This is a genomic window from Burkholderia sp. WTPI3, assembly GCF_021483755.1.
Lineage (GTDB): Bacteria > Pseudomonadota > Gammaproteobacteria > Burkholderiales > Burkholderiaceae > Burkholderia.
This window is the reverse complement of the sequence record NZ_JAGIXF010000014.1, coordinates 1-25,259: the sequence shown is the minus strand read 5'-3', so window position 1 is coordinate 25,259 and position 25,259 is coordinate 1. Positions and strand designations below refer to the sequence as shown.

Annotated in this window: 28 protein-coding genes; 21 read left to right on the top strand and 7 right to left on the bottom strand. The window is 67.1% G+C overall.

Annotated features, from left to right (window positions below):
* The first annotated feature begins 99 nt into the window (after positions 1–99).
* On the top strand, positions 100–978 hold the full coding sequence (locus J7024_RS10055; RefSeq protein WP_124827803.1) for a diiron oxygenase: 879 nt from the start codon (positions 100–102) through the stop codon (positions 976–978).
* Positions 979–1,133: 155 nt separating this feature from the next.
* Positions 1,134–1,619 (top strand): D-glycero-beta-D-manno-heptose 1-phosphate adenylyltransferase, encoded by a 486-nt coding sequence (rfaE2, locus tag J7024_RS10050; RefSeq protein WP_096507457.1) that lies wholly within the window; start codon positions 1,134–1,136, stop codon positions 1,617–1,619.
* Between the two features lie 16 nt (positions 1,620–1,635).
* On the opposite strand, the gene J7024_RS10045 is transcribed toward rfaE2, so the two are convergent.
* The 3 genes from J7024_RS10045 to J7024_RS10035 form a co-directional block, all read right to left on the bottom strand.
* Positions 1,636–1,878, bottom strand: coding sequence for a hypothetical protein (locus J7024_RS10045; protein WP_124827804.1), 243 nt, complete (start codon positions 1,876–1,878; stop codon positions 1,636–1,638).
* Positions 1,879–2,125: 247 nt separating this feature from the next.
* Positions 2,126–2,914, bottom strand: a complete 789-nt coding sequence (locus J7024_RS10040; RefSeq protein WP_124827805.1) for a type III pantothenate kinase — start codon at positions 2,912–2,914, stop codon at positions 2,126–2,128.
* On the bottom strand, positions 2,911–3,963 hold the full coding sequence (locus J7024_RS10035) for a biotin--[acetyl-CoA-carboxylase] ligase (protein ID WP_234745017.1): 1,053 nt from the start codon (positions 3,961–3,963) through the stop codon (positions 2,911–2,913). Before J7024_RS10035 ends, J7024_RS10040 begins: the two co-directional genes overlap by 4 nt.
* Positions 3,964–4,319: 356 nt before the next feature.
* Between J7024_RS10035 and J7024_RS10030 the strand changes: the two genes are divergently transcribed.
* The 3 genes from J7024_RS10030 to J7024_RS10020 are packed head-to-tail and all read left to right on the top strand — an operon-like array spanning position 4,320 to position 5,953.
* The gene (locus J7024_RS10030) at positions 4,320–4,874 is read left to right on the top strand and encodes a hypothetical protein (RefSeq protein WP_124827807.1); all 555 of its coding nucleotides are present in this window, start codon (positions 4,320–4,322) and stop codon (positions 4,872–4,874) included.
* Complete coding sequence (locus tag J7024_RS10025; RefSeq protein ID WP_175750975.1) at positions 4,864–5,538, top strand: M35 family metallo-endopeptidase; 675 nt, start codon at positions 4,864–4,866, stop codon at positions 5,536–5,538. The genes J7024_RS10030 and J7024_RS10025 overlap by 11 nt, the downstream gene beginning before the upstream one ends.
* Entirely contained in the window at positions 5,441–5,953 is a 513-nt protein-coding gene (locus J7024_RS10020; RefSeq protein WP_233409930.1) for an OmpA family protein, read from the top strand. The genes J7024_RS10025 and J7024_RS10020 overlap by 98 nt, the downstream gene beginning before the upstream one ends.
* Positions 5,954–6,012: 59 nt before the next feature.
* On the opposite strand, the gene J7024_RS10015 is transcribed toward J7024_RS10020, so the two are convergent.
* Positions 6,013–6,858: a tetratricopeptide repeat protein gene (locus J7024_RS10015; RefSeq protein ID WP_124827810.1), complete on the bottom strand. Its 846-nt coding sequence runs from the start codon at positions 6,856–6,858 to the stop codon at positions 6,013–6,015.
* A 14-nt stretch (positions 6,859–6,872) separates the two neighbouring features.
* On the bottom strand, positions 6,873–8,942 hold the full coding sequence (locus tag J7024_RS10010) for a bifunctional 2',3'-cyclic-nucleotide 2'-phosphodiesterase/3'-nucleotidase (RefSeq protein WP_124827811.1): 2,070 nt from the start codon (positions 8,940–8,942) through the stop codon (positions 6,873–6,875).
* 242 nt (positions 8,943–9,184) lie between these two features.
* Between J7024_RS10010 and J7024_RS10005 the strand changes: the two genes are divergently transcribed.
* From J7024_RS10005 to J7024_RS09960, 10 genes are all read left to right on the top strand, one after another.
* The gene (locus J7024_RS10005) at positions 9,185–10,309 is read left to right on the top strand and encodes an MlaE family ABC transporter permease (protein WP_124827812.1); all 1,125 of its coding nucleotides are present in this window, start codon (positions 9,185–9,187) and stop codon (positions 10,307–10,309) included.
* On the top strand, positions 10,306–11,235 hold the full coding sequence (locus J7024_RS10000; protein ID WP_124827813.1) for an ABC transporter ATP-binding protein: 930 nt from the start codon (positions 10,306–10,308) through the stop codon (positions 11,233–11,235). The genes J7024_RS10005 and J7024_RS10000 overlap by 4 nt, the downstream gene beginning before the upstream one ends.
* Before the next feature lie 24 nt (positions 11,236–11,259).
* Entirely contained in the window at positions 11,260–12,189 is a 930-nt protein-coding gene (locus tag J7024_RS09995) for an MlaD family protein (protein ID WP_124827814.1), read from the top strand.
* A gap of 38 nt (positions 12,190–12,227) precedes the next feature.
* The gene (locus J7024_RS09990) at positions 12,228–12,851 is read left to right on the top strand and encodes an ABC-type transport auxiliary lipoprotein family protein (RefSeq protein ID WP_124827815.1); all 624 of its coding nucleotides are present in this window, start codon (positions 12,228–12,230) and stop codon (positions 12,849–12,851) included.
* Between the two features lie 12 nt (positions 12,852–12,863).
* On the top strand, positions 12,864–14,015 hold the full coding sequence (locus J7024_RS09985) for a VanZ family protein (protein ID WP_124827816.1): 1,152 nt from the start codon (positions 12,864–12,866) through the stop codon (positions 14,013–14,015).
* Between the two features lie 147 nt (positions 14,016–14,162).
* Positions 14,163–14,480, top strand: coding sequence for a (2Fe-2S) ferredoxin domain-containing protein (locus J7024_RS09980; RefSeq protein ID WP_006485233.1), 318 nt, complete (start codon positions 14,163–14,165; stop codon positions 14,478–14,480).
* 13 nt (positions 14,481–14,493) lie between these two features.
* Entirely contained in the window at positions 14,494–15,138 is a 645-nt protein-coding gene (locus J7024_RS09975) for an alpha/beta hydrolase (RefSeq protein WP_124827817.1), read from the top strand.
* Positions 15,139–15,638: 500 nt separating this feature from the next.
* Positions 15,639–16,949, top strand: a complete 1,311-nt coding sequence (locus J7024_RS09970; protein ID WP_124827818.1) for a D-alanyl-D-alanine carboxypeptidase family protein — start codon at positions 15,639–15,641, stop codon at positions 16,947–16,949.
* Between the two features lie 48 nt (positions 16,950–16,997).
* A complete protein-coding gene (locus tag J7024_RS09965) occupies positions 16,998–17,924 on the top strand; it encodes a D-amino acid aminotransferase (protein ID WP_124827819.1) in 927 nt (308 codons plus the stop codon).
* A complete protein-coding gene (locus J7024_RS09960) occupies positions 17,924–18,232 on the top strand; it encodes an HP0495 family protein (RefSeq protein ID WP_011353335.1) in 309 nt (102 codons plus the stop codon). The genes J7024_RS09965 and J7024_RS09960 overlap by 1 nt, the downstream gene beginning before the upstream one ends.
* Here the strand turns inward: J7024_RS09960 and J7024_RS09955 are convergent.
* Complete coding sequence (locus tag J7024_RS09955; RefSeq protein ID WP_124827820.1) at positions 18,216–19,202, bottom strand: transcriptional regulator GcvA; 987 nt, start codon at positions 19,200–19,202, stop codon at positions 18,216–18,218. The genes J7024_RS09960 and J7024_RS09955 overlap by 17 nt on opposite strands.
* A gap of 102 nt (positions 19,203–19,304) precedes the next feature.
* On the opposite strand from J7024_RS09955, the gene J7024_RS09950 reads away from it, so the two are divergent.
* The 6 genes from J7024_RS09950 (at position 19,305) to J7024_RS09925 (ending at position 24,537) form a co-directional block, all read left to right on the top strand.
* Positions 19,305–19,631, top strand: coding sequence for a DUF2917 domain-containing protein (locus J7024_RS09950; protein WP_124827821.1), 327 nt, complete (start codon positions 19,305–19,307; stop codon positions 19,629–19,631).
* An 83-nt stretch (positions 19,632–19,714) separates the two neighbouring features.
* Positions 19,715–20,470, top strand: a complete 756-nt coding sequence (lipB, locus tag J7024_RS09945) for a lipoyl(octanoyl) transferase LipB (protein ID WP_234745015.1) — start codon at positions 19,715–19,717, stop codon at positions 20,468–20,470.
* Positions 20,463–21,455 (top strand): lipoyl synthase, encoded by a 993-nt coding sequence (lipA, locus tag J7024_RS09940; protein ID WP_124827823.1) that lies wholly within the window; start codon positions 20,463–20,465, stop codon positions 21,453–21,455. Before lipB ends, lipA begins: the two co-directional genes overlap by 8 nt.
* Before the next feature lie 254 nt (positions 21,456–21,709).
* A complete protein-coding gene (gene tauA, locus J7024_RS09935; RefSeq protein ID WP_124827824.1) occupies positions 21,710–22,726 on the top strand; it encodes a taurine ABC transporter substrate-binding protein in 1,017 nt (338 codons plus the stop codon).
* Between the two features lie 48 nt (positions 22,727–22,774).
* Entirely contained in the window at positions 22,775–23,572 is a 798-nt protein-coding gene (locus J7024_RS09930) for a taurine ABC transporter ATP-binding protein (RefSeq protein WP_124827825.1), read from the top strand.
* Positions 23,572–24,537, top strand: coding sequence for an ABC transporter permease (locus tag J7024_RS09925; protein WP_124827826.1), 966 nt, complete (start codon positions 23,572–23,574; stop codon positions 24,535–24,537). The genes J7024_RS09930 and J7024_RS09925 overlap by 1 nt, the downstream gene beginning before the upstream one ends.
* A 128-nt stretch (positions 24,538–24,665) precedes the next feature.
* On the opposite strand, the gene J7024_RS09920 is transcribed toward J7024_RS09925, so the two are convergent.
* On the bottom strand, positions 24,666–25,259 hold a 594-nt coding region (locus tag J7024_RS09920; RefSeq protein ID WP_234745014.1), incomplete at its 5' end, for a YadA family autotransporter adhesin.

Below are 25,259 nucleotides of genomic sequence, written 5' to 3'. Positions count from 1 at the left end.
TAAAATTAGAGTCTTGGCTGCAAAAAAGCGCGCACGCGCCCACGCGGCAACAGTCACGTTTAGAGAAGTCGCATTGCGCAGAACAGGGGTGGGACCATCATGAACACCATGCTTTATCCGGAACTTTACAGGTCGCTCGAAGCTGTCCGCTGGGACATGGAGAAGGACATTCCGTGGGACAAGTTCGACGCTTCACTGCTCACCGACGAGCAGGCGAAGACGATCAAGATGAACGCGATCACCGAATGGTCGGCGCTGCCCGCGACGGAGATGTTCCTGCGCGACAACCAGCATGACAGCGACTTTTCCGCGTTCATGAGCGTCTGGTTCTTCGAAGAGCAGAAGCACTCGCTCGTGCTGATGGAATACCTGCGCCGCTTCCGCCCGGAAATGGTGCCGACCGAGGAAGAACTGCACGCGGTGCGCTTCGAGTTCGATCCGGCGCCGCCGCTCGAGACGCTGATGCTGCACTTCTGCGGCGAAATCCGCCTGAACCACTGGTATCGCTGCGCGGCCGACTGGCACACCGAGCCGGTCATCAAGCAGATCTACGAAACGATCTCGCGCGACGAAGCACGTCACGGCGGCGCGTACCTGCGCTACATGAAGAAGGCGCTGAACAACTGCGGCGACGTCGCGCGCGCGGCGTTCGCGAAGATCGGCGTGCTGATGGCGTCGGCGCGTCGCACCGAGAAGCCGCTGCACCCGACCAACCTGCACGTGAACCAGGCGCTGTTTCCGCGCGACACCGTGCAGTCGCGCCTGCCGGATCCGGAATGGCTCGAGCGCTGGCTCGACGAGCAGATCCGCTTCGACGGCGAGTGGGAAAAGAAGGTCGTAGAACGGATCCTGCACAACCTGTCGATCCTGTTCGAGCGCACGTTCGCGACCGCGCAGGAGCTGAACCGCTACCGCAAGGAAGTCACGAGCCGCCTGCAGTCCGAAAGCGGCCCGTCGTCGGCCGCGCAACCGGCCTGAGGCCGACAGGCATCGCTCCCGGCGTGAAGCCGCGCCGGGAGGGATCGCCGCGCCGCATCCATGCATGAAGCCCGCCCGGTCATCCGGCGGGCTTTTTATCTGGCGCCGCCGTGTTTCGTCACGACGCGCATCGCTTACTCCACCCGACCTCCGTCATGCCCGCTACCTTCGAACGCAAGCTGATCACCCGCGACGCCCTCGTTGCCCTGCGCGCGTCGCTGACTTCGCCCGTCGTGTTCACGAACGGCGTGTTCGACATCCTGCACCGTGGTCACGTCACGTATCTCGCTGACGCCCGGGCGCTCGGTGCGTGCCTGATCGTCGGCGTGAACAGCGATGCGTCGGTGCGCATGCTCGGCAAGGGCGATGACCGTCCGATCAACCGCGAGGAAGACCGGATGGCGCTGCTCGCAGCGCTGGAAAGCGTCGACTGGGTCGTGAAGTTCGAGGAGAAGACGCCCGTGTCGCTGATCGATGCCGTTCGTCCGGACATTCTCGTGAAGGGCGGCGACTACGACATGGACGCGCTGCCGGAATCGGCGCTGGTGCGCGGCTGGGGCGGGCGGGCGCTTGCGATTCCGTTCGAGCACGACCGCTCGACCACGGCGCTGCTGAAGAAGGTGCGCGCGCAGCAGTCCTGACGCGGGTTTCGCGCCGTCAGGGCGCGGAGGCCGCGAGCGGCTCGGCCGTGACGGCCGGCGCGGCGATCGGGCCGCCGATCACGGGTTGATCGCTCGCCTGCGCGAGTGGCGTCGCGCGCAACGCGTCGGGCTGTACCTGCCGGGACAGCACGCCCGGTTCGCGTGGGCCCGCTGCCGGCAGCGGCCAGAACACGCCGCGCACCAGCACGAACGCGAACAGGTTGGCGAGAAAGAGAACAGCGATCAGCCAGCGCAGCATCGTCGACGCTCCTCGTCGTTGGTCAGTCGTTCCACCATTCAGTCCAGTCGGGCCGGCCGTTTGGCCGGCTTTTTCATTGCGGCCGATGGATCCGTTTGCGGCGGCCCGGCCGCGTATGCGTGCTGCCGTCGGCATCCGTCTGCATGTGGGGGCAGGTCACGATGCGTGCAGGCCCGCCGTTACTGTCGCGAAACCCGCGGCACGGGCTTTCGGCCGTGCCGCCGGCGCCATTGCCAGCCGCTTTCCGTCAATCCTGCGCCGCCGCTTCCGCGGCAATCAGCGCGAGTCCCGACAGGATCAGCGCATCGTGCCGCGTATGCGGCAGCGGCAGCGCACGCGCGACGTCGTCGGCCGCGCCGCCGGCCAGCACGAGCCGAACCGGCGCCCGCCATGCATCGGCGAGATCGCGCCACGCGCGCTCGATCAGCCCCGCCTGCGCATACAGGCAGCCGGCCGACAGCGAGCGCGGCGTATCGACCTGGAATGGTTCGGCCTGCGCGCCCGCGAGCAGGCCGCTCGCGATGTCGGTGGTCAGCGTCGGCAACTGCGCGGTGTGCGTGCCGAGCGCGCGCATCATCAGCGCCCAGCCCGGCGCGATCAGCCCGCCGGTGAAGCGGCCGTCCGCACGCAGTGCCTCGAGCGTCGTCGCGGTGCCGAACGTCGCAATCAGCACGTGTTCGTCCGGGAACGCCGCGCGCGCGCCGATCAGGCCGGCCCAGCGGTCGCTGCCGAGCTGTTCGGGCGTCGTATAGCCGTTCGTCACGCCGCACTGCACGGGACGCGAGCGTACCGTCGTGCGCGGCAGGCCCGGCCAGCGTGCGTCGAGCAACGCGTCCAGTCGCGCGGCCACGTCGGCGCCCGCGACGTTCGAGATCCAGGCGCCGCGCGGACGCGGCAGGCTCGACCAGTCGGGATCGGTGCCGCCGTCACGCGTATGGCCGAACGCGCCCGTGTCGACGAGCGTGCGCTGCGCGTCGGCGAGCGCCCACTTGATCCGGCTGTTGCCGGCGTCGATCAGCAGATGCGGTTCGCTCATTGTGTTTCGCGCAGCGACACGTCGCCGGCCGCGATCGCCTGCATGCCGTCCGGCGTGTCGAGCAGCAACTGGCCGGTTGCGTCGATGCCCGTCGCGATGCCGCGCACGCGTTCGACGCCCTGTTCGAGCAGCACGACTTCACGCCCCGCGTACGCGTGCAGCGCGTGCCAGCGCGGCAGGAACGGTGCGAGCCCGTCGGTCCCGAACTGCGCGAGCGCCGGCGTCAGTGCGTTCAGTGCGGCGGCGAGCGTGTCGGTGAGGTTTGCCGATGCGCACGCGGCCGACAGCGCGGCCGGCGGCAGCCCGCTCGCGAGCGTCGCTTCGCGCGCGCGCAGCGCGTCGACCTGCGCGGCGACGGCTTCCGCGCCGCGCACGTTGATGCCGAAGCCGATCACGACGGCGGTCGCGTCGGCGGTGGTCCAGACGGTTTCGATCAGGATCCCGGCGAGCTTGCCGACGATGCGCGGCGTGCCGTCGTCGGTCGCCGTCAGCAGCAGGTCGTTCGGCCATTTGAGCGCGACGCGCGTGCGGGCGTCGAGCGGCAGCGCCGAAACCCCTTCCGCGAGCGCGACGCCGATCGCGATGCTCAGGCCGCCGAGCGCGTCGACGGCGCGCGGCACGATGCAACCGACCGAGCACAAGCAGCGCGTTGCAGGCTGCGCGAACCTACGGACGGCCTTGCCGGCCGCGGCCGGCCGTCTGCTCGAACGCCACGCGCGAGCGGTGCGGGCAGCGCCGTTCGCGGTGCGCGGCAGTGCCTTGAGCGGGTTGCGACGTCGGCGTTGGTCGAGCCGGTGGCGGCGACGATGTCGAGCGGCCACGCGCGAGGCGCGGCGTCCAGGTGCGCCTCGAGCCGGTTGCGCGCGATGTGCGCGTCGCCGGAATCGGGCGTGTCGGAGGAGGTGGGGGCGTTCATGGCGCCTATTGTAGCGACAGGGGCCGGGGCGGGTCGGTAAGCGGGCGGTGGTCGAACTGTTTGAAGCATGAGCGGAGATCGGTGTAACGCACCAAGCGCGAATGTGCCGTTGCTCCTCTGGGCGGGCATGCATCCTGACGAAGGTGTATAGACACACGTAAAACAGTACCTTTTGCGTTTTTGGAATGCCTATTGGAAAACCATAATCGACCGACGTCGACTGATTAGGATTTCGAATTCGTCTGATTGATTCTCCTATTCCAATCGCGCATTTTGGAACAGCGAGTGTTTCGCCAATCAATGATGAAAGGAAATTCAGATGAGTCATAGCGGGCACGCGTTACCAAGGATTGCTTTGGCGGTCGTCTGTCGGCGTATGCCGCGAGGAGACGGAGGCATTACCGGCAGGTCGACAGCCGCCGGATTTGCAGCGAGGGGCGCTGTCGTTGACGAAAACCGGCGGAGCGCGATGGGTCGAGGTGGCGCAGCATGATCCGCTATTTCCTCGCCAGAGGCGATCGGGGTGGCAGTGCCACGATTACGGAGGGGTTGGAGTCCGTCACGTGTTCCAATCCACCGCCACGCGTGCAGATCGCCACGCTCTACATGAAAACCTATTGCTCGGCCTGTAAGCAGGAAGGGTTTGTCTCGCCGAAAGGCCCGAGGTTGCCTGGCAGAGCGCCAAATGGCCAGCCATGGGCGTTGAGCGGAGATGTCAATGCATGCGGGTGCAATCCGCCGCCTGTCTTCCATGCCGAGCGAGGTATGAGGATGTTTGTCGGCCACACGTCTGCGGTTGAGTCGAAAGAACCAGGAAATGGAATTTCGCACCGGCCAATTGCTGATGCTGAATACGACGAGCAGTATGTATTGAAAAACGCGAAGACCGGGCGGCCTTTGGCCCGTGTGTCATACCGAATACATACCAGTTCCGGCGAGCTCTTCAGTGGCACGACCGATAGTATGGGGCATACACAGCGCGTTGCTACGCGCTGCGCGGAGAAGCTGAGAATCGAGATAGTCGAGAAGAACGATGCCGCATGATGACTACGAGTACGTGACTGTACACGACTCAGCAGTGGCAAACACCGTGCATGGCTCGAAGGTGGAGCTTTTACTGGCCGTCGACGAACCACCAATCTGTGAAAACATGACCGATGCGGAATTTCGTACGAGAGTCCTGACTTTGCGCGACGACGCCGTGAAAATAATCACGCAGCGAATTGACGAGCTTGATGCCTGGAAAGGGCCCGCACGGGCAAGAGTCAGGGAGTGGTTTGGGATAGCCGACGAGCCTATTCGAAGTGTGCTGACGAATGGATTGGCCGCCCTGGTTACGGTCATGAATGGATTGGCGGCAAGGAATTTCGTTCGCTCCGATCCCGAACTTGATAGGGTGCTGGGATGTACGCCGAATACCAAGAATCTAGCTGGAGAGGTTGCGCACGTTTGCGGCCCCGATACTGCAACGCATACGATATCGACTACCCCCAAGTTCTGTGAGCTGCCAGACACGAGTGCAGGCACATTTTCCTCGATGCAACTTACCATTGTTCACGAATGCGCTCATTTTCTTGATACGTTCGGAGCGCTTGACTACAAGAACACCTATGGACAATTCCTCAGCAAGCGGCTCGCTAAGGAAAATCCAGCAATGGCAATTAGAAATGCAGACAATATTGCGTGGTATATCCTGTGCGTTGATTAGTCTTGTGGCGCTGTGTGCTTCAAGTGCTGCGTTTGCTTGCAGTTTTGCATTGCAATATTCGAGTAAGCTCGAGCACGGCGCCGTGACCATTTCGAATGTCGACAGGGTGGCCCTAGCCAGCTTGTTGATTACTGTTCGGAACAGTGCCGCGAACAACGGTCCCGTCGTGATCTACGGATATTCCGATGAGCATGAGCGTGATGCAATTGCGATCGCCCGTAACCGGGCGATCGCTGTTCAGGCGTATCTGCTCGATCTCGGTGTTTCGAAAGATCGAATTCATGTCGAATCTAAAATATGGCGAAGTAACTCCGTTATCCCGCCGGGCGAGCGCAACCAAGTGGAGATTGAGTTCATTCCGGCGTGTTCATCGGATGGTTGTGATAATCCATGCGAACTGTCCGAAACTCGCTAGCACGCCTGCGCGCGGTTCGTGCCGCCGCCGCGCATTCCCCCCGCGCTGCCGAAGCACCGTCACGGCGCCACCACCGGATGCTTCAACGCATGCGCGGTCTCGATCCACTGCGCGTGGAATTCGTCCGCATCGGGCTTGAGCCCCAGTTCGCCGTTGCGATACGCCATCGCGAGCGTCTGCACGGCTTCCGGCAACTCGTGCTCGGCCGCCCGGCGATACAGCGCGAGCGCGCGTGCTTCGTCGCGCGGCACGCCGCTGCCGTCGCGGTACGCGTTCGCGAGCATGAAGTCCGCGGCCGGGATGTCCGCACGCGATGCGAGCTCGAACCAGTGCGCGGCCTGCACGGGATCGGCGGCGGTGCCGTAGCCGCTGCGATAGATCAGCCCGAGGTAATACGCGGCCGCCGCATCACCATGCCCGGCCGCTTCGCCGAGCAGCGCGCGGGCGCGTGCATAGTCCTTCGGGAGGTCGCCGCTGCCGAGCAGCAGCGCCTTGCCGAGCGCGAGCTGCGCCCGCCGCACGGCAGGCGTATCTGCCTTCCCGTCGTCCTGCGCGGCGGTTTCGAGCCAGCCACGCCCTTCGTCGCGCAGCCCCGGCTCGTGCGCATCGACGAGTGCGATGCCGAGCGCCGCCTGCGCGTCGCCAGACCCGCGGCGCGCGAGGGTGCGCAACTGCGCAAGCGCGTGCGGCTCGACGGCCTGCGTGACCATTGCCTGCCACTCGTCGAGTTGCGCGGTGCTCGGCGCGGGGCCGGTCGCGCGCCAGCCGGTCGCCACGGCAGCGACCGCGACGGTCACGGCGGTTGCCGCGAGCAGCGCGGCCGGCGGGAGTTTCGCGCGCAGCAGGCGCCGCGCGGCAGCCGCGAAGCCGGCTTCGGCCGGCCGCATCGTCCGGATCGGTTGCATCACGGGTCTCATGGTCATCGCGTCAGGTCGAGCTCGTAGACGGCGAGGTTCTTGCCGGAGCCGTCGTCGGCCGCGACCTGCGTGAGGCCGGTGAGGCCCGCTGCCGTCGCGTCGCCGAGCCGATTCGGCGCGGACGTGAAGCGCACGTGCGCAACCGAGCTCGCGAGCTTCGTGAAGCGCCAGCTGCGCTGCGCGCCGTCCGCCGCGCGCGTGATCGCGCCGCGCTTCTTGATGAACGCGATCAGCACGTCGCGGTTCGCGTCGGGCGACGCGAAGATCGTCTTGCTGCCGTCGAGGCCCGGGAAGTTGCCGCCGCCGCTCGCGCGGTAGTTGTTGGTCGCGACGATGAATTGCGCGTTCGCGTCGATCGGCGCGCCCTTGTACGTCAGGTTCCTGATCCGGCTGCCGACGGGCTGCGTGACGTCGATCTCGTATGCGAGATCCGCGGACGTGAACATGTCGAAGTTGTAGCCGGGGAAGCTGCTGACGAGCGGCTGCACGGTCGCCTTGGTCGGGTCGATCGTGTTGAAGCGCTTCGCGGCCGTCTCGAGCCAGTTCTTCACGTCGGCGCCGTTCACCTTCACCGCGTACACGGTGTTCGGATACAGGTACAGGTCGGCCGCGTTGTTGATCGCGAGCGCGCCGGGCGCGACGTCGGTGTAGTCGCTGCCGCCGCCGAAGCCGCTCTTGAACGGCGCGCTGACCGACAGCACCGGCAGCGACGCGTACTGGGGCAGGTTCGCCTGCACGTAGGTCTTCACGTAGTCGGCCTGCGCCTCGTTGACGATCTGGATCGCGCCCGGATCGCCGACGTCCGCGAAATACGAGTTCATCCGGTAGTCGGTCGAGCCGATCGGCGTCTTCACGTAGTCGATGGTCGCCTGGTGTTCGGCGGCGATCGCGGCGGACACCGACGGATCGGCGGCGACGTAGCTCTTGTCGGCGTTCTGGATCGGCCGCGCCTCGACGGTCGTTTGCGACCTGTCGACGCTCCATGCCTTGCCGTCGAATTTCAGGCCGAGCTTGATCACGCCGAGATGCTTGCCCCAGTAGTTTGCCATCACGGTCGGCACGCCGTTGACGGTGCCCTTTACCTTGTCGACGCCCGGCAGGTTGAACTGCGCGACCGTGCTGCTCGCGTCCGGGAACACCTGGTGCGAATGGCCGATCAGCATCGCGTCGATGCCGGGCACCTTCGACAGCCACCAGCTGCCGTTTTCCATCGTCGGCGAATACGCGGAGTCGTCGAGGCCGCCGTGCGAGATCGCGACGACGAGATCGGCGCCCTTCGCGCGCATCTCCGGAATGTACTTCTCGGCTGCTTCCTTCAGGCCGGTCGTGTAGACCTTGCCGTCGAGCCAGCGCTTGTCCCAGTTCATGATCGCCGGCGGCGTGAAGCCGATGATGCCGATCTTCACCGGCGCGCTGACCGTCGTGCCGTCCGGCGCGACGGCCGTCACCGTGCGCGTCAGGATCGTGTACGGCGTGAACAGCGGCGCGTTGGTCTTCGCGCTGATCACGTTCGCGAGCACCTGCGGGAAGTTCGGGCCCGCGCACTTCTTCTGCTGCGCGGGGGCCGGCAGCCCGTCGACGTCGAACGTGTTGCCCGTCACCTGCGACAGGTACGGCAGCCCGTAGTTGAACTCGTGGTTGCCGATCCCGCCGCCGTCGAACTTCGCGGCGTTCATCACCTTGTAGATCGCGAGCGTCTGGTCGCAGCCGACCGGCTTCACGAGCGCCTGGTAGTCGGACAGCGCGGTGCCCTGGATCGTGTCGCCGTTGTCGAGCAGCAGCGTGTTCGGGTACTGCGCGCGCGCCTGTGCGATCAGCGTCGACACGCGTTCGAAACCGAGCGAGTTGTCCGCGGCGAGCTTGAAATAGTCGTACGACAGCACGTTGGTGTGCAGGTCGGTCGTTTCGAGCAGCGCGAGCGTGGCGGTGGTGCCGGCGGGCGCCTGGGCCGGGGGCTGCGACGACGACGGCGAGGTGACGTCGTCGCCGCCGCAACCGGCGAGGGCGAAGGCGAGGCTGGCGAGTGCGGCGGCGCCGGTCGCTCGGTGGCGGGAAAGCGGGGGGAGACGCATCGATTGTCCTGTTCGGTGTTCTGTTCTGTGAATCGCGATGATTCGCGAGGCGCGCAGCGAGATGGCGGCGCGGGCGCCGACGGCCTGATGTGCGGCGCGTGAGAGTATCGAAAGGAAACGTGACGGAAGAATGAAAGGTGGACGCGCGGCCGGCGCGGCGGGCGTCGACGGAAATCCTCACGTCGCGGCGCCGGGCGGTTCGCTACAATGGCCGCTGTCATCCTTTTGCAAACAACCCGCCTTTGGACTTCGAGACTCCTCCCGGCCTGTCGGTCGACGCCGGCGGTCAGGGCCAGACGGTGCGCCTGTACGGCCAATGGACTGCGCTCGCGCTCGCGCGCAATCGCGGCGCGGTTGCGCGCCGCGTCGCGGGCATCGCGTCCGGGCGCGTGAGCGAATGGGATCTGTCCGGTATCGAACGGCTCGACCACGTCGGCGGTCAGGCGCTTTGGCGCGTATGGGGTCGCAAGCTGCCGGACGGTGTCGCGCTGAGCGCGACGCAGCGCACGATCTTCGAGCGCATCGAACGCCTCGACAGCCAGCGCGAGGCGCCCGAGCGCATCGTGCGTGTCGATCCCGTCACGCGCCTCGGCCAGACGATCTTCTCGTTCGGCGAACACCTGCAGGGCGGCATCGCGATGTTCGGCCTCGTGATCCTCGACGCGCTGTCGGTGCTGCGCCGCCCGCAGACGATGCCGTGGAAGGAAACGTCGGCGAACATCTACAGCGCCGGCGCGCAGGCGCTGCCGATCACCGCGCTGGTCGCGTTCCTGATCGGCATCGTGCTCAGCTACCTGTCCGCGCAGCAGTTGCAGATGTTCGGCGCGAACCGCTACATCGTGAACATCCTCGGGCTGTCGGTGATCCGCGAGCTTGGGCCCGTGCTGTCGGCGATCCTCGTGGCGGGCCGCTCCGGGTCGGCGATCACCGCGCAGATCGGTGTGATGCGCGTGACCGAGGAGCTCGACGCGATGCGCGTGATGGGCATCCCGCACGGGCTGCGGCTGATCCTGCCGCGCGTGCTCGCGCTAGGTGTCGCGATGCCACTGCTCGTGATGTGGACCAACATCATCGCGCTGACGGGCGGCGCGCTCGCCGCGAAGGTGGTGCTCGGCATCGACGTCAATTACTTCGTGCGCTCGCTGCCGGGCGTCGTGCCGATCGCGAACCTGTACATCGGCGTCGGCAAGGGCGTCGTGTTCGGCATGCTGATCGCGCTGGTTGCGTGCCATTTCGGTTTCCGGATCAAGGCGAACTCGCAGAGCCTCGGCCAGGGGACGACGACGTCGGTCGTCACGTCGATCACGGTCGTGATCCTTGCCGACGCGGTGTTCGCGATCCTGTTCCAGAACGTGGGGCTCGGATGAACGCGTCGAAAGAAACGGCGGCCGATGCCGCTCCGACCGATGCCGTGGGCGTCGGCGCCGGATCGGCCGGCACGCCGCCGGCCGCCGCGGTGCACGGCGAGGACCTCGTGATCGAGGTGCGCAACCTGACCAAGCGCTACGGGCGCAACATCGTTCACCAGAAGCTCGATTTCGATGTGCGGCGCGGCGAGATCGTGGCGGTCGTCGGCGGCTCCGGCTCGGGCAAGACGACGCTGGTGCGGCAGATTCTCGGCCTCGAGCGGCCGACGTCGGGCACGATCAAGGTGTTCGGCGAAGACACGTCGACGATCGACGACGCAAGCGCGCGGATGATGCGCACGCGCTCCGGGATGCTGTTCCAGCAGGGCGCGCTGTTCTCGTCGATGACGGTGTTCGACAACGTCGCACAGCCGTTGCGCGAGCTCGGCCGCGTGCCGCCCGACCTGCTGCACGACATCGTGATGCTGAAGCTCGAGATGGTCGGGCTGCCGTGCAAGCACGCGTCGAAGATGCCGGCCGCGCTGTCGGGCGGGATGATCAAGCGGGTCGGCATCGCGCGCGCGATCGCGCTCGAGCCCGAGCTGCTGTTCCTCGACGAGCCGACTGCCGGGCTCGACCCGCAGGCCTCCGACGAATTCGTCGAGCTGATCGCGACGCTGCACCGCACGCTCGGGCTGACGGTCGTGATGGTGACCCACGATCTCGACACGATGGTCGCGCTGTCGACCCGCGTGGCGGTGCTGGCCGACCGCAAGGTGCTGGTCGCCGCGCCGGTCGAGGAGGTCGCGAACGTCGACCATCCGTTCATCCACGAATATTTCCTGGGGCTGCGCGGGCGCCGCGCACTGCAGGCGCTGCCGCCCGAGCGGCGCGCGAAGCTGCCGAAGGCGGCCCTCGAACCGGCGCTGTCCAGCGTCGAGCTGTAACAGGCAAGGACAAGGAACCCCCTGATGGAAAACAAATCACATGCGTTCTGGGCCGGCCTGTTCACGATCGCGCTGACGCTGGCGATCGCGGGCACCGTGTTCTGGTTCAACGTCGACCGCACCGTGCGCGTGCCGTACGACCTGCTCGCGCGCACCAATGTGACGGGCCTGTTCCCCGATGCGGCCGTGCGCTTTCGCGGCCTCGACGTCGGCAAGGTGCAGTCGATCGGCTTCGATCGCACGCATCCGGGGCAGATCCGGATCCGGATCATGGTCGACCACGACGCACCGATCACGCAGTCGACCTACGGCAGTCTCGGCTTCCAGGGCGTGACGGGCATCGCGTTCGTGCAGCTCGAGGATACGGGGCGCGACCTTTCTCCGTTGCCGTCGTCGCCGAAGGCGATCGCGCAGATCCCGATGCGGCCGAGCCTGTTCGACCAGATCCAGGAGCGCGGCGACGTGCTGCTGCGGCAGCTCGAGCAGGCCGCGAAAAGCGCGAATGCGCTGATGTCGCCGGAGATGCGCGAACAGCTGCGCGCGACGGCCGAAAGCCTGCAGCATGCGGCGGACGGCGCGGCGACGCTGTCGAAGCAGCTTGCGCCGGCGGTGGCCGCGCTGCCGGAGACGATGCACGAAGTGAATCGCACGATGGCGTCGGCCAACACGCTGCTGCAGCCGAACGGGCCGCTCGTGTCTAACCTGAACAAGGCCGGCACGGCCGCGGAGCAGGTCGGCATCACGCTGAACGATCTGAACGCGCGCGTGCAGTACGACACGCTGCCGCGCTTCAACGCGCTGGCGGGCAGCGTCGGCGACGCGTCGCGGCAATTGAAGGACGTTGCCGGTGAACTTGGCCGCAACCCGAGCAGTCTGTTGTTCGGTTCGCCCGGCTCCGCGCCCGGGCCCGGCGAAGCGGGCTTCGTCTGGCCGAGTGCGACGGCCGGGCAGTAACGCCCATCGAAACCGGAAACATCATGCAGGATCACGCCATGCCACGAATTCTTGATCGCGCGCTGCGGCCGGCCGCAGCCGCGCTCGCGGTGCTGACGCTCGCGCTCGCCGCCGGCTGTGCCGGCAACAGTGTCGCGCTGTCGAACGTTCGCTACGACCTCGGGCCGGCCGCGCCGGTCGTGACGGCCGGCACCGGCCCCGCGCTGAAGGTGCTCGACGTCGCCGCGCCCGATGCGCTCGACTCCGACAAGTTCGTCTACCGCCTCGCGTATGCGGATGCGCAGCGCATGGCCGTCTATCGCGACAGCCGCTGGACCGCGCCGCCCGCGCAGTTGCTCACGCAGCGGCTGCGTGGTGCGCTGTCGTCGCGCGGCGCGGTGCTCGAAGGCTCCGACGGCATACGCGCGCCGACGCTGAAGGTCGACCTGAACGAATTCGAGCAGGTGTTCGACGGGCAGTCGCAGAGTCACGGCGCGGTCACCGCGCGCGCGACGCTGATGCAGGACGGCAAGGTGCTCGGCCAGCGCACGTTCATCGCGCGCGCGCCGTCGAGCACGCCCGATGCGGCTGGCGGCGCGCGTGCGCTCGCGGCTGCGAGCGACGAGCTCGTGTCGCAGATCGCCGCCTGGGTCGGCGTGCAGGCGTACGCGGGCACGCCGTGACGCGCGCTCGAGATGAACGCGCCGGACACGCATCGCGCGTCGTCGCTGGCGCGCCAGGCGTTCGCCGCCTACGCGGCGCTCGTCGTCTATGCGTCGCTGTATCCGTTCGAGGGCTGGGTGTCGCTCGGCATCGGGCCGTTCGACTACCTTTTCGCACCGATGCAACGCTACGTGACCGCGTTCGACGTGGTCACCAACGTGCTCGGCTACATGCCGTTCGGCGCACTCGGCGTGTTCGCGCTGCATCCGCGCTGGCGCGGGGTGGCCGCGACGCTGATCGTCAGCGTGCTGGGCGTGCTGCTGTCGGGATCGATGGAAGCGCTGCAGACCTACTTGCCGACGCGCGTCGCGTCGAATCTCGATCTCGCGGCCAACGCGCTCGGCGCGCTGCTCGGCGCGGCGCTCGCGGCACCCGCCACCGGTGCGCTGCTCGATCGTGGCGCACTGCGCCGGCTGCGTTTCGCGTGGTTCGAAACCGACGGCTCGACGCCGCTGCTGCTTGCCGGGATGTGGCCGTTCGCGATCCTCTTTCCGTCACCGTTCCTGTTCGGCATCGGCGACTGGCCGGCCGCGCTGTGGGAGCGCGCCGACGGGTCGATGCAGGACGCGTTGCTCGCGTGGCTGCCGGCCGCGTGGCAGGTGAGCCAGTGGCCCGAGCGCGTCGACGGCTGGCTGTCCGATTCCGCATGGGAGGCCGCGCTCGGCGGCCTGATGTTGTTCGCCGTGCTGGCGATCGCGTCGCTCGCGATGCGCGCCGCCGCGCCGCGCGTGCGGCTGCTGATCGCGTTCGTCGTCGCCACGCTCGTGCTGAAGGCGGCCGCGACGTTCATGCAGTCGACCACCGGCCTCGTCGTCGTGTGGGCGACGCCCGGCGCGCGACTCGGCATCGAGCTCGGCTTCGCGGCGGCGCTGATCGCGTTGCGCGTGCCGGCCACGTGGCGCGCGCTGCTCGCGGCGCTCGCGCTGCTGGCCGGCGTGACGCTCGTCAACCTGCTGCCGGTCAATCCTTTCTTCGATTTCACGCTGTCGGGCTGGCGGCAGGGCCGCTACGTGCACTTCAACAGCATCGCGCGCTGGCTCGCGTGGATGTGGCCCTATGCGGCGCTGATCTGGCTCGGCCTGCGCGTCGAGCGCGCGTGGATGCCCGCGGCGGTGCGGCGCTGATGCGGCGATTCCGGCGGGGCGGCCGCGGCTCGATCGCGGGCAGCGGCGCGCGCCGCTCGTTATAATCGTCCGCATCCTCGATTGCACGGCACCGCGGCAATCGCCCCTCTCTTCGCCCGGCACCGCGCCGGGCCGCACGTCACCATCATGGATTCCTACTACCAGCACCACGTTTTCTTCTGCCTGAACCAGCGCGATCCGGGCGCCGAGCGTCCGAGCTGCGCGCAATGCGACGCGCAGACCATGCAGGAATACGCGAAAAAGCGCGTGAAGGAACTCGGCCTCGCGGGGCCCGGCAAGGTCCGCATCAACAAGGCCGGCTGCCTCGACCGTTGCGAGGAAGGGCCCGTGATGGTCGTGTATCCGGAAGGCACGTGGTACACGTATGTCGATCAGGCCGACATCGACGAGATCGTCGAATCGCACCTGCGCGACGGCAAGGTCGTCGACCGCCTGAAGATCTGAGCGGGCCGGCCGAATGAACGTTCATACGCAGAAGTCGCTGATCGCCGGCCCGGTCGGGCAGATCGAAATCGCGGTCGACGTGCCGGACGCCGTGCGCGAAGGCACCGCCGCGCCGCGCGGCATCGCGCTCGTCGCGCATCCGCATCCGCTGTTCGGCGGCACGATGGACAACAAGGTCGCACAAACGCTTGCGCGCACGCTCGTCCAGCTCGGCTACGTGGTGTACCGGTCGAACTTCCGCGGCGTCGGCGCGACCGAAGGCGTGCACGACAACGGCATCGGCGAAGCGGACGACCTGCTCGCGGTGCTCACGCACATGCGCGCGCAGCCGGCCTATGCGGACCTGCCGCTCGTGCTCGCGGGCTTCTCGTTCGGCACCTTCGTGCTGTCCCACGTCGCGAAGCGGGTGCGCGACGCGGGCGAGGCGATCGAGCGGATGGTGTTCGTCGGCACGGCCGCGAGCCGCTGGCAGGTCGCCGACGTGCCCGAGAACACGCTCGTGATCCACGGCGAAACCGACGACACGGTGCCGATCGCGTCGGTGTACGACTGGGCGCGGCCGCAGGAGCTGCCGGTCGTCGTGATTCCCGGCGCCGAGCATTTCTTCCATCGCAAGCTGCACGTGCTCAAGCGCATCATCGTCGACGCGTGGCGTTGATCCGCTGACCGGGCGTGCGGTGCCGATGTCGCCCGCCCGTCGTGCCGCGCGTTGCCAGGCGGAAACACGTCGAGGCAGCAGGGCGCACCGGGGCTCTAGGCGGTCGCACCGGTTCTCCGCCGCGCGGCGCAACCCGACTTGCGCACTGCCTGCGCACGCCTTTCGCGCGGCTTCGATCGCAATCGCCGGCCATGAAGCCGCGCTATCCTCTGGAAGCCGATGCGCGGCCACCCGGCGCACGGTTCGCGAAAGTGCTGTTCGCGGCCACGTATAATGGCCGCATTTCGCGTCGCCCGCGGCCCGGCTGGGCCCATGCGGCGCTCGTTTCGCCGCCTGTCCGCCCGCTCGCGACGGCCGCGAACCGAACGCGTCCGCACGAGTCCAACCGGCGCGTTTCGTGTCGCTCGACGAAGTCGGGTGAATCGCCGAAACGCCTGCCGCCTTGCCGTTCAACCCTGCGCGTTTCGCGCCGCACTTTCTGCCATCAGCCTGAATCGATCATGCGTCTGTCACCCCAAGGCCTCAAGTCCCTCGCTTCTTCCATCGCCTTCGGCACCGCCGCGCGTAACGTCGCGCTGGGCGTGATGCTGCCCGTCGCGCTCGCGTCGACGATCGTCGTCGCAGAGGCGAAGCCGGCCGCCAAGGCCCGGGCCGCGCATGCGGCGCCCGCCGCCGAGCAGTTCACCGGCGCGCCCGCGACCTTCATGCCCGGCGCGGTGCCGCCGCCGGGCGTAAACGCGCGCTCGTGGGTGCTCGTCGATGCGACGAGCAACACGGTGCTCGCGTCGGGCAACGCCGACGAACGCGTCGAACCCGCTTCGCTGACAAAGCTGATGACGGCCTACCTGGTGTTCGAGGCGCTCGACAAGAAGAAGATCTCGATGGAGCAGATCGTCACGCCGAGCGATGCGGTGCGCCGCGTCGGCCGCGACGAGTCGCGCATGTTCATCGAGGCGAACAAGCCGGTGTCGGTGCACGACCTGGTGTACGGGATGATCATCCAGTCGGGCAACGACGCCGCTATCGCGCTGGCCGAACTGGTCGGCGGCAGCGAAGGGCAGTTCGTCACGATGATGAACGACGAGGCGCAGCGCCTCGGCATGAAGGGCACGCACTTCGCCGACGTGAACGGCATGCCCGACCCGAACCACTACACGACGGCCGGCGACCTCGCGAAGCTGTCCGCGCACCTGATCCGTGATTTTCCGCAGTACTACAGCATCTTCTCGGAGAAGGAGTTCAAGTACAACAACATCCGCCAGGGCAACCGCAACCGGCTGCTGTGGCTGGATCCGACGGTCGACGGTCTGAAGACGGGCCACACGCAGGCGGCTGGCTACTGCCTGATCGCGTCGGCGAAGCGCGCGATCCCGGGTGTCGACGGCCAGCGCCGCCTCGTGTCGGTGATGATGGGCGAGCAGAAGGAAGGCGAGCGCACGCAGGACAGCATGAAGATGCTGAACTACGGCTATAGCGCGTTCGATGCGGTGCGCCTGTTCAAGGGCGGCCAGGCGATGTCGACGCCGCGCATCTACAAGGGCAAGGAAAACACCGTGCAGGTCGGCGTGAAGAGCGACCAGTGGGCGACCGTGCCGCGCGGCCTCGGCGACAAGGTCAAGACCGAAGTCGACGTGAACGCGCCGCTGATCGCGCCGCTCGCACAAGGCCAGCAGGTCGGCACCGTGAAGATCGTCGCCGACGGCAAGACGCTGTCGGAGTTCCCGGTCGTCGCGCTGCAGGCCGTGCCGGAAGCGGGTATCTTCGGACGTATCTGGGACTCGATCCTGCTGATGTTCAGCAAGAAGAAGTAAGCACGACGGGCCTTTGTTTTTACGACTTCATCCCCATCTGGTATAGCCATGAGCCAAGCCGAATTCGAACCGATCGTCTACCTCAGCGTGTCGTCGCAGGAGGAGCTGGTGCCGCTGTCGCAAGCCCGTGTCCCGGTGCTCGACCGCGGGTTCATCTTCGGCGATGGCGTGTATGAAGTCGTGCCCGTTTATGCGCATGACGGCGCGCACGTGCCGTTCCGGATCGAACAGCATCTGGACCGGCTCGCGCGCAGCCTGAAGAAAATCGGCATCGACAACCCGCACGACGCGGCCGGCTGGCGCGCGTTGATCGAGCGCGTGCTCGCCGCGAACGCGGAAGGCCTCGTCGACAGCAACGCGCTCGTCTACCTGCAGGTGACGCGCGGTGTCGCGAAGCGCGGCCACGCGTTCCCGCCGAATGCGGTGCCGACGGTGTTCGCGATGACGAGCCCGCTGCGCCTGCCGCCGGACGAAGAGCGCGCGCAGGGCGTGCGTTGCGTGACGGCCGAGGATCGTCGCTGGCTGCATTGCGACATCAAGTCGATTTCGTTGCTCGGCAACGTGCTGATGGCGCAGCATGCGGCAGAGCACGACGCGTTCGAGACGCTGCAACTGCGCGACGGCAACCTGACCGAAGGTTCGTCGTCGAACGTGTGGATCGTGAAGAACGGCGAGCTGATGGCACCGCCGCGCAGCAACAAGATCCTCGAAGGGATCCGCTATGCGCTGGTCGAGCAGTTGGCCGACGAGTGCGGGATTCCGTTTGTCGCGCGAGAGATCAGCGAGGTCGAGCTGCGCTCGGCCGACGAAATCATGATCACGTCGGCCACGAAGGAAATTCTGCCCGTTACGTCGCTCGACGATCTGCCCGTAAAGGGCGGCAAGCCGGGCCCCGTATTCGCGGCGTTGTACGACGCGTACCAGCGCGCGAAAGCGCGCGAGTTTGAACAGTTTGACCTAACCCGGAGAAAGTGATGAGCGAACCGACCAAAACCATCGAGGTCACCGGCGCGATCGATACCCGGAAGGAGTCGCTGCTGGAGTTCCCGTGCGATTTCCCGATCAAGATCATGGGCAAGGCGCACCCGGAATTCAAGGACACGATCTTCAAGGTCGTGGCCGTTCACGACAACGAGATCGACGTCGAGAAGATCGAAGAGCGCGCCTCGAGCGGCGGTAACTACACCGGCCTCACGATCACCGTGCGCGCGACGAGCCAGGAACAGCTCGACAACATCTACCGCGCACTGACCGGCCATCCGATGGTCAAAGTCGTGCTCTGAGTCCCTTCCATCCTCCTTCCTGCGCGCACTCGGCGGGGGTCTTCCCCGCCGCGCGCCGCACGTCCAGCTCGTCGCACAGCAGCTTGAACTTGGCGACTTCCTCGAGAATCCACGTCCTGAACGCCTGCACGCGCGGCGTGTTCAGAAGCGGCGGCGGACACACGAAAAAATAATGCCACGGGCTCGGCCCGTCGATGTCGAACAGGCGCACGAGGCGTCCGTCGAGCAGGTCGTGCACCGCGAGCGAGCGGCGCACCAGCGCGATGCCCTGGCCGTCGATCGCGGCCAGCAGCAGGTTCGACGAATCCTGGTACAGAATCCCGCGTTTCGGCTCGGTCAGCGTGTCGAGCCCCGCCGCGTCGAACCACGGCCGCCACAGCTCGTCGTCCGAGCGCAACAGGTTGTAGTGCACGAGATCGGCCGGCGTTTGCGGCAGCTTGCCGCCGTTCAGCGTCGGCGAGCATGCCGGAAAGAACACTTCGTCGAACAGCGGCTCGACGTGCAGCCCCGGATAGGTACCGAAGCCGAAGCGGATCGCGAGATCGACGTCGTCGCGCGCGAAATCGGTCAGCGTGTTGGTCGACTGCAGTTCGACGTCGATTTCCGGATGCCGCTCGATGAACGTGCCGATGCGCGGTGTGACGAAGCGCGCGGCGAACGACGACAGCATCGACACCACCAGCCGCCGGTCGCGATCGCTCGCGCGCACTTCGCGTGTTGCGTCGGACAGCATCATCAGCGCGGTGCGTACCTGCTGCGCGTAGCGCATGCCGGCGCCGGTCAGGCATAGCCGCTTGCCGTTGCGCGCGAACAGCTGCACGCCCAGCTCCTCCTCGAGCGCGCGCACCTGGTGGCTGACCGCGCCGTGCGTGACGAACAGTTCGTCGGCGGCGCGGGAGAAATTCTCGTGACGGGCAGCGGCTTCAAACGCGCGAATCGCATTCAGCGCAGGGAGCTGGCGGAGGTCCATTTGCTAATTTTCCTCACATCGACGTGAAAATTGGTCGTTTGGTCGGGCGCCTTTAAATGACTACGATTGTAGCCATCGAAGCACTTATTGGCGGAGTCGATCATGCAAGAAATTTCCTCAAGCATCACGTTCGAAATCCCGGCAGGCGAAACCGTACCGATGCGGGTGCAACGCAGCACGCGCCTGACGGTTCGAGGCGGACCCGTCTGGGCGACGCGCAGCAACGACGTCGAAGACTACTTCCTGGTCGACGGCGAGACGCTCAAGCTGCGCCGCGGCGAGCGCTTGTGGCTCAGCGCGGAAAGCGGGCAGGGCGCGCACGTCGCGTTCTCGGTGTCGCGGCCGCCCGCGGAAGTCGCGCTCGGCGGGCTCGCGCGACTGCGCAATCGCGTGCGCGCGTTGCTTCACGACGGCTGGCGCACCGTCTGACGGACCTTTCGTCCGACGGATACGCACGATCCGTCCCTTTCCAGGGCCGGCGAGACCCATGGGTTTTCGGTAAACTACCGCCCATGTCCGTCTCGCCGGTTTCCATTGTGCCCAAGCCTGTTGCCGTTTCCGAATCGCCCGCCGGGTCCCCGGTTCAGCCCGGGTCGCCGGTCACCGTGCGCTGGCGGGGCAGCGAGGCCTACGAGGCGAGTTTCGACGCGATGCGCGCGTTCACCGACACGCGCACGGCCGATACCGGCGACGAGATCTGGGTTGTCGAGCATCCGCCCGTCTACACGCTCGGCCAGGCCGGCGACCCGGCCCACCTGCTGGTGGCCGACAGCGGCGTGCCGCTCGTGAAGGTCGACCGCGGCGGACAAATCACCTACCACGGCCCCGGCCAGATCGTCGTCTACCTGCTGCTGGACCTGCGCCGGCGCAAGCTGATGGTGCGCTCGCTCGTGACGAAGATCGAGGAGGCCGTGATCGAAACCCTTGCGGCGTATAATCTCGCTTCGGTCCGCAAGGCGGGCGCGCCGGGAATCTACGTGGCATCCGGCGTGCACGAAGGCGCGAAAATCGCGGCCCTGGGCCTGAAGATCCGTAACGGTTGCAGCTATCACGGGCTGAGCCTGAACGTGAAGATGGACCTGCGCCCGTTTCTCGCGATCAACCCGTGCGGCTATGCCGGACTGGAAACCGTCGACATGGCGAGCCTCGAGGTTGCCGCCGACTGGAACGACGTCGCCCACACGCTGGTGGGTCGTCTGATTGCCAACCTCGATGGCGAATCCGCGGCCGCCGACAAGCCGCAGGCACTGGAACATTCGAATGACTGACGTTACCGCTTCCCCCGCACCGGCCGACTCGGCCGCGACCCCGGCCTACGATCCGACCGCCAAACAGAAGGCGCAGGCGAAGACGGCGCGCATCCCGATCAAGGTGATTCCGATCGAGAAGCTGAAGAAGCCGGAGTGGATCCGCGTGAAGGCGGCCACCGGCAGCTCGCGCTTCAACGAGATCAAGACGATCCTGCGCGAGCACAACCTGCATACCGTGTGCGAGGAAGCGAGCTGCCCGAACATCGGCGAATGCTTCGGCAAGGGCACCGCGACGTTCATGATCATGGGCGACAAGTGTACGCGCCGCTGCCCGTTCTGCGACGTGGGCCACGGGCGTCCCGATCCGCTCGACGCCGACGAACCGAAGAACCTCGCGCGCACGATCGCGGCGCTGAAGCTGAAGTATGTGGTGATCACGAGCGTCGATCGCGACGACCTGCGCGACGGTGGCGCGGCGCACTTCGTGGAGTGCATCCGCGAAGTGCGCGAGCAGTCGCCGGAAACGCGCATTGAAATCCTGACGCCGGACTTCCGCGGCCGTCTCGACCGCGCGATCTCGATCCTGAACGCGGCGCCGCCCGACGTGATGAACCACAACCTCGAAACGGTGCCGCGCCTGTACAAGGAAGCGCGCCCGGGTTCGGACTACGCGCACTCGCTGAAGCTGCTGAAGGACTTCAAGGCGCAGCATCCGGACGTCGCGACGAAGTCGGGGCTGATGGTCGGCCTCGGCGAGACCGAAGAGGAAATCCTGCAGGTGATGCGCGACCTGCGCGCGCACGACGTCGACATGCTGACGATCGGCCAGTACCTGCAGCCGTCGGAGCACCACCTGCCGGTGCGTGCATACGTGCATCCGGATACGTTCAGGATGTACGAGGAAGAGGCTTACAAGATGGGCTTCACGCACGCTGCCGTGGGCGCGATGGTGCGCTCGAGCTATCACGCCGATCTGCAGGCGCATGGGGCCGGGGTGGTCTGAGCGCCGCATTCGCCTCCATCTGCAGATGTCCCGCAGTCAAAAAGCCCGCAGCTTGCGGGCTTTTTCGTTGGCGCGGCCGCTGCCCGCGTCTTCGCACGACAATCGCCATCCGACCGAACGCACGATCCAATAAAGCATGAAAAGCAAAGCTGTAACGCCATCGATAGCTTCGCAGGATAAGTTCGCTCCCGTCGCGCGCAAAGCTCGTAAAGTCGGCTCTCCCGCAGCAATGCCAGCATTCGAAGGAGAGCCGCATGTCCCGTTTCAGCTTCATCCGCCGCGCCGTCGTCGCGCTGACCACCTTTGCCACGCTCGGCGCGGCGCACGCCGAATCGCGCGAGGTCGTGATCGCGTACCAGGACATGGTCGTGCCGTGGCGCTACGCGCAGGCGAGCGGTGAAGTCGAAAAGGCGACCGGCTACAAGGTCACGTTCCGCAAGCTCGACAGCGGCGCCGACGTGATCCGCGCGCTCGCGTCGGGCTCCGTGCAGCTCGGTGAAGCCGGCTCCAGCCCGATCGCGGCAGGCCTGTCGCAGGGGCTCGACATCTCGCTGTTCTGGGTGCTCGACAACATCAACGACGCCGAGGCGCTCGTCGCGCGCAACGGCTCGGGCGTGACCAGCGTCGCCGCGCTGAAGGGCAAGAAGATCGGCGTGCCGTTCGTGTCGACGTCGCATTTCCATACGCTCGTCGCGCTGCAGGCCGCGGGCGTCAATCCGAACGACGTGAAGATCGTCAACCTGCGTCCGCCCGAAGTCGCGGCTGCATGGGCGCGCGGCGATATCGACGCGACCTACATCTGGGATCCGGTGCTCGCGAAGGTCAAGCAGTCGGGCACGGTGCTGACGACGTCGGGCCAGGTCGCGAAGGAAAGCGGCAAGGCGACCTTCGACGGCTTCGTCGTGAGCCGCAAGTTCGCGCGCGAGAACCCGGAGTTCGTCGCGCGCTTCGTGAAGGTGCTTGCATCGGCCGACGCCGATTACCGTGCGCACGCGGCTGCGTGGAAGGTCGGCTCGCCGCAGGTCGCGGCGGTCGCGAAGGTGTCTGGCGCGAACGCGCAGGACGTGCCGGCGGGCCTCGCGCTTTACGCATTCCCGACGCTGGCCGAGCAGGCGTCGCCGACGTGGCTCGGCGGCGGCGCGCAGTCGGGCGCCGCGAAGTCGCTCGCGGCCACCGCGGCGTTCCTGAAATCGCAGGGCACGATCCAGACGGTGCTCGCCGATTACTCGGTCGGCGTCGATCCGCAGTTCGTGCAGAAGGCCGCGCGCTAAGCACGGCCATTCGGATAACTCGGGAAACTCATCGCGGAGCCCACGATCATGAGCACGCTGGAAGTCCGTCAGGTATCGGTCTCCTATCCGGGCGAGCGCGGCCGGCCGACGACGCAGGCGCTCGCGCGCGTCGACCTGCGCATCGAGTCCGGTGAATTCGTCGTCGCGCTCGGCGCGTCCGGGTGCGGGAAGACGACGCTGCTGAACTGCATGGCCGGTTTCGTCGCGCCGACGACGGGCGACGTGCGCGTCGACGGCGTGCCGGTCACGGGCCCCGGTGCCGATCGCGGTGTCGTGTTCCAGAAATACGCGCTGCTGCCGTGGCTCGACGTGCTCGAGAACGTTGCGCTCGGGCTGCGCTTCGCGCGCGTGTCGAAGGCCGAACGCGATGCACGGGCGCGCGAGATGCTCGCGCTCGTCGGGCTCGAGCGCCATGCGCATGCGCGCGTGTACGAACTGTCCGGCGGGATGCAGCAGCGCGTCGGCATCGCGCGGGCGCTCGCGAGCGATCCGCGCGTGCTGCTGATGGACGAGCCGATGGGCGCGCTCGACGCGATGACGCGCGGCACGATGCAGGCGCTCGTGCTCGACGTGTGGGCGCGCACCGGCAAGACGGTGTTCTTCATCACGCACGACGTCGAGGAGGCGCTGTTCCTCGCGACGCGTCTCGTCGTGATGACGCCCGGGCCAGGGCGTATCGCGGAGACGTTCGAGCTGCCGTTCGCGCGGCGCTACGTCGAATCGCGCGATGCACGCGCGGTGAAGTCGTCGCCGGATTTCATCGCGTGGCGCGAGCGGCTGATCGCGTATCTGCATCGCGACGAGCCGGTCGGGGAGACGGCGTGATGCGCGAGTTCGCGCGGCAGGGCACGTCCGTCGGGCGCGGCCGGATCAGTACTTTGCACAGGCAGGACGACATGAGCACGCAGGATTCCTGGGCGGCCGATCGAGCGGCCACCGGGTTCGGAGAAAACGAGCGCGGCACGCAGCGGCGCGATGCAACGCTCCCGGCGCGTGCGTCGCATCGCTACCGGTTGCCGGGGCAGGGGAAGACGGCGGCCTTGAGCGCGGCGACGGTCGCGGCGCTGGCCGTGCTGTGGTGGGTCGCGACGCATCGGCAGTGGCTGCCGCCGCTGTTCCTGCCCGCGCCGGAAGCGGTGTGGACGGCGTTCGTCGACGCGTGGCACGGCCGCATTCAGGGCGGCCTGCCGTTGTCGGAGCATCTGCTGTGGAGCGCCGCGCGCGTGTTCGGCGCGTTCGCGCTCGCGACCGCGATCGGCGTGCCGGCCGGTATCTTGATGGGCGTGAGCCGCATCGCGCGCGGTGTGCTCGATCCGCTGCTGGAGTTCTACCGCCCGCTGCCGCCGCTCGCGTACCTGCCGCTCGTCGTGATCTGGTTCGGCATCGACGAAACGGCGAAGCTGGTCGTGATCTTCCTCGCGTGCTTCGCGCCGATCGCGATGGCGGCGCGCGCCGGCGTGCGCGCGGCGACGGTCGAGCAGATCAATGCCGCGTATTCGCTCGGCGGCAGCTTCGCGCAGATCGTGCGCCACGTCGTGCTGCCGGCCGCGCTGCCGGAAATCCTCACCGGGCTGCGGATCGCGATCGGCTTCGGCTGGACGACGCTCGTCGCGGCCGAGATGGTCGCCGCGACGGCCGGGCTCGGGCAGATGGTGCTCAATGCATCGAGCTTCCTGCGCACCGACATCGTCGTGATGGGGATCCTGATCATTGGCGCGATCGCGTGGCTGTTCGATCTCGCGATGCGCTGGGTCGAGCGGCGGGTTGTGCCGTGGAAGGGGCGAGGATAGGTCGCGGGCCGTAACGGGGCGTGGCGAAGGTCAGTCGCTCCGCGCAGCAAACGGAAAAGGGGCCTGGCTTCGCACCGAGCGAAGCCAGGCCCCTGATCGCGTGATATCGACGGCCGTGTCGCGCTGGCTTACCAGCGATAACCTGCGCCGGCGCCGATCGCGACCGTGCCGCGCGTATTGGTGGAGCCGGATGCCTTGACCACCCAGCGCCCGTTGCGCGTGGCGGTGGACAGGCCGAATGCGACGGCCGACTGCCCGCTATACGTGCCGCCGGCGATCGAGACCATGCTTTCACCCGCCAGCGACGCTTGCGGCAGGTTCGCGATTGCGAGGGCGGACGCGATGCCGCCGCTGGCGTCACGGCGATAGTGGTCGATGTCGTTACGCACACCGCCGATCTGGTCGCGCAATTGCTGAACGTTTACGGCATCGGTCGGGGCGGTGCCGGCCTTGACGTTGGTGATCTGCCGCTCCTGACCGGGCGCGCCGACGGAGACCGTGTCGTCGCGGTCGGCAACGGAGTTGTTGCCGAGTGCGACCGAGTTCTTGCCCGATGCCGTCGAGTTGGTGCCGAGCGCGACGCTTTCGTCGCCGGACGCCTTCGCGTTCTGTCCGAGCGCGATCGAGTTCTTGCCCGTTGCGCCGGAGCCATCGCCGAACTGCGCAAAGTCGTTGCCGTGATTGCCGCCGGGCGGAGGGGGAGGGGGAGCGGGTTTGTCGTT

What these genes read in the sequence shown, in the direction of transcription:
- J7024_RS10055 (WP_124827803.1), top strand. Translation starts at nt 100, where the DNA reads ATGAACACCATGCTTTATCCGGAACTTTACAGGTCGCTCGAAGCTGTC.
- rfaE2 (WP_096507457.1), top strand. Translation starts at nt 1,134, where the DNA reads ATGCCCGCTACCTTCGAACGCAAGCTGATCACCCGCGACGCCCTCGTT.
- J7024_RS10045 (WP_124827804.1), bottom strand. Translation starts at nt 1,878, where the DNA reads ATGCTGCGCTGGCTGATCGCTGTTCTCTTTCTCGCCAACCTGTTCGCG.
- J7024_RS10040 (WP_124827805.1), bottom strand. Translation starts at nt 2,914, where the DNA reads ATGAGCGAACCGCATCTGCTGATCGACGCCGGCAACAGCCGGATCAAG.
- J7024_RS10035 (WP_234745017.1), bottom strand. Translation starts at nt 3,963, where the DNA reads ATGCATGCCCGCCCAGAGGAGCAACGGCACATTCGCGCTTGGTGCGTT.
- J7024_RS10030 (WP_124827807.1), top strand. Translation starts at nt 4,320, where the DNA reads ATGATCCGCTATTTCCTCGCCAGAGGCGATCGGGGTGGCAGTGCCACG.
- J7024_RS10025 (WP_175750975.1), top strand. Translation starts at nt 4,864, where the DNA reads ATGCCGCATGATGACTACGAGTACGTGACTGTACACGACTCAGCAGTG.
- J7024_RS10020 (WP_233409930.1), top strand. Translation starts at nt 5,441, where the DNA reads ATGGACAATTCCTCAGCAAGCGGCTCGCTAAGGAAAATCCAGCAATGG.
- J7024_RS10015 (WP_124827810.1), bottom strand. Translation starts at nt 6,858, where the DNA reads ATGCAACCGATCCGGACGATGCGGCCGGCCGAAGCCGGCTTCGCGGCT.
- J7024_RS10010 (WP_124827811.1), bottom strand. Translation starts at nt 8,942, where the DNA reads ATGCGTCTCCCCCCGCTTTCCCGCCACCGAGCGACCGGCGCCGCCGCA.
- J7024_RS10000 (WP_124827813.1), top strand. Translation starts at nt 10,306, where the DNA reads ATGAACGCGTCGAAAGAAACGGCGGCCGATGCCGCTCCGACCGATGCC.
- J7024_RS09995 (WP_124827814.1), top strand. Translation starts at nt 11,260, where the DNA reads ATGGAAAACAAATCACATGCGTTCTGGGCCGGCCTGTTCACGATCGCG.
- J7024_RS09990 (WP_124827815.1), top strand. Translation starts at nt 12,228, where the DNA reads ATGCCACGAATTCTTGATCGCGCGCTGCGGCCGGCCGCAGCCGCGCTC.
- J7024_RS09985 (WP_124827816.1), top strand. Translation starts at nt 12,864, where the DNA reads ATGAACGCGCCGGACACGCATCGCGCGTCGTCGCTGGCGCGCCAGGCG.
- J7024_RS09980 (WP_006485233.1), top strand. Translation starts at nt 14,163, where the DNA reads ATGGATTCCTACTACCAGCACCACGTTTTCTTCTGCCTGAACCAGCGC.
- J7024_RS09975 (WP_124827817.1), top strand. Translation starts at nt 14,494, where the DNA reads ATGAACGTTCATACGCAGAAGTCGCTGATCGCCGGCCCGGTCGGGCAG.
- J7024_RS09970 (WP_124827818.1), top strand. Translation starts at nt 15,639, where the DNA reads ATGCGTCTGTCACCCCAAGGCCTCAAGTCCCTCGCTTCTTCCATCGCC.
- J7024_RS09965 (WP_124827819.1), top strand. Translation starts at nt 16,998, where the DNA reads ATGAGCCAAGCCGAATTCGAACCGATCGTCTACCTCAGCGTGTCGTCG.
- J7024_RS09960 (WP_011353335.1), top strand. Translation starts at nt 17,924, where the DNA reads ATGAGCGAACCGACCAAAACCATCGAGGTCACCGGCGCGATCGATACC.
- J7024_RS09955 (WP_124827820.1), bottom strand. Translation starts at nt 19,202, where the DNA reads ATGGACCTCCGCCAGCTCCCTGCGCTGAATGCGATTCGCGCGTTTGAA.
- J7024_RS09950 (WP_124827821.1), top strand. Translation starts at nt 19,305, where the DNA reads ATGCAAGAAATTTCCTCAAGCATCACGTTCGAAATCCCGGCAGGCGAA.
- lipB (WP_234745015.1), top strand. Translation starts at nt 19,715, where the DNA reads ATGTCCGTCTCGCCGGTTTCCATTGTGCCCAAGCCTGTTGCCGTTTCC.
- lipA (WP_124827823.1), top strand. Translation starts at nt 20,463, where the DNA reads ATGACTGACGTTACCGCTTCCCCCGCACCGGCCGACTCGGCCGCGACC.
- tauA (WP_124827824.1), top strand. Translation starts at nt 21,710, where the DNA reads ATGTCCCGTTTCAGCTTCATCCGCCGCGCCGTCGTCGCGCTGACCACC.
- J7024_RS09930 (WP_124827825.1), top strand. Translation starts at nt 22,775, where the DNA reads ATGAGCACGCTGGAAGTCCGTCAGGTATCGGTCTCCTATCCGGGCGAG.
- J7024_RS09925 (WP_124827826.1), top strand. Translation starts at nt 23,572, where the DNA reads ATGCGCGAGTTCGCGCGGCAGGGCACGTCCGTCGGGCGCGGCCGGATC.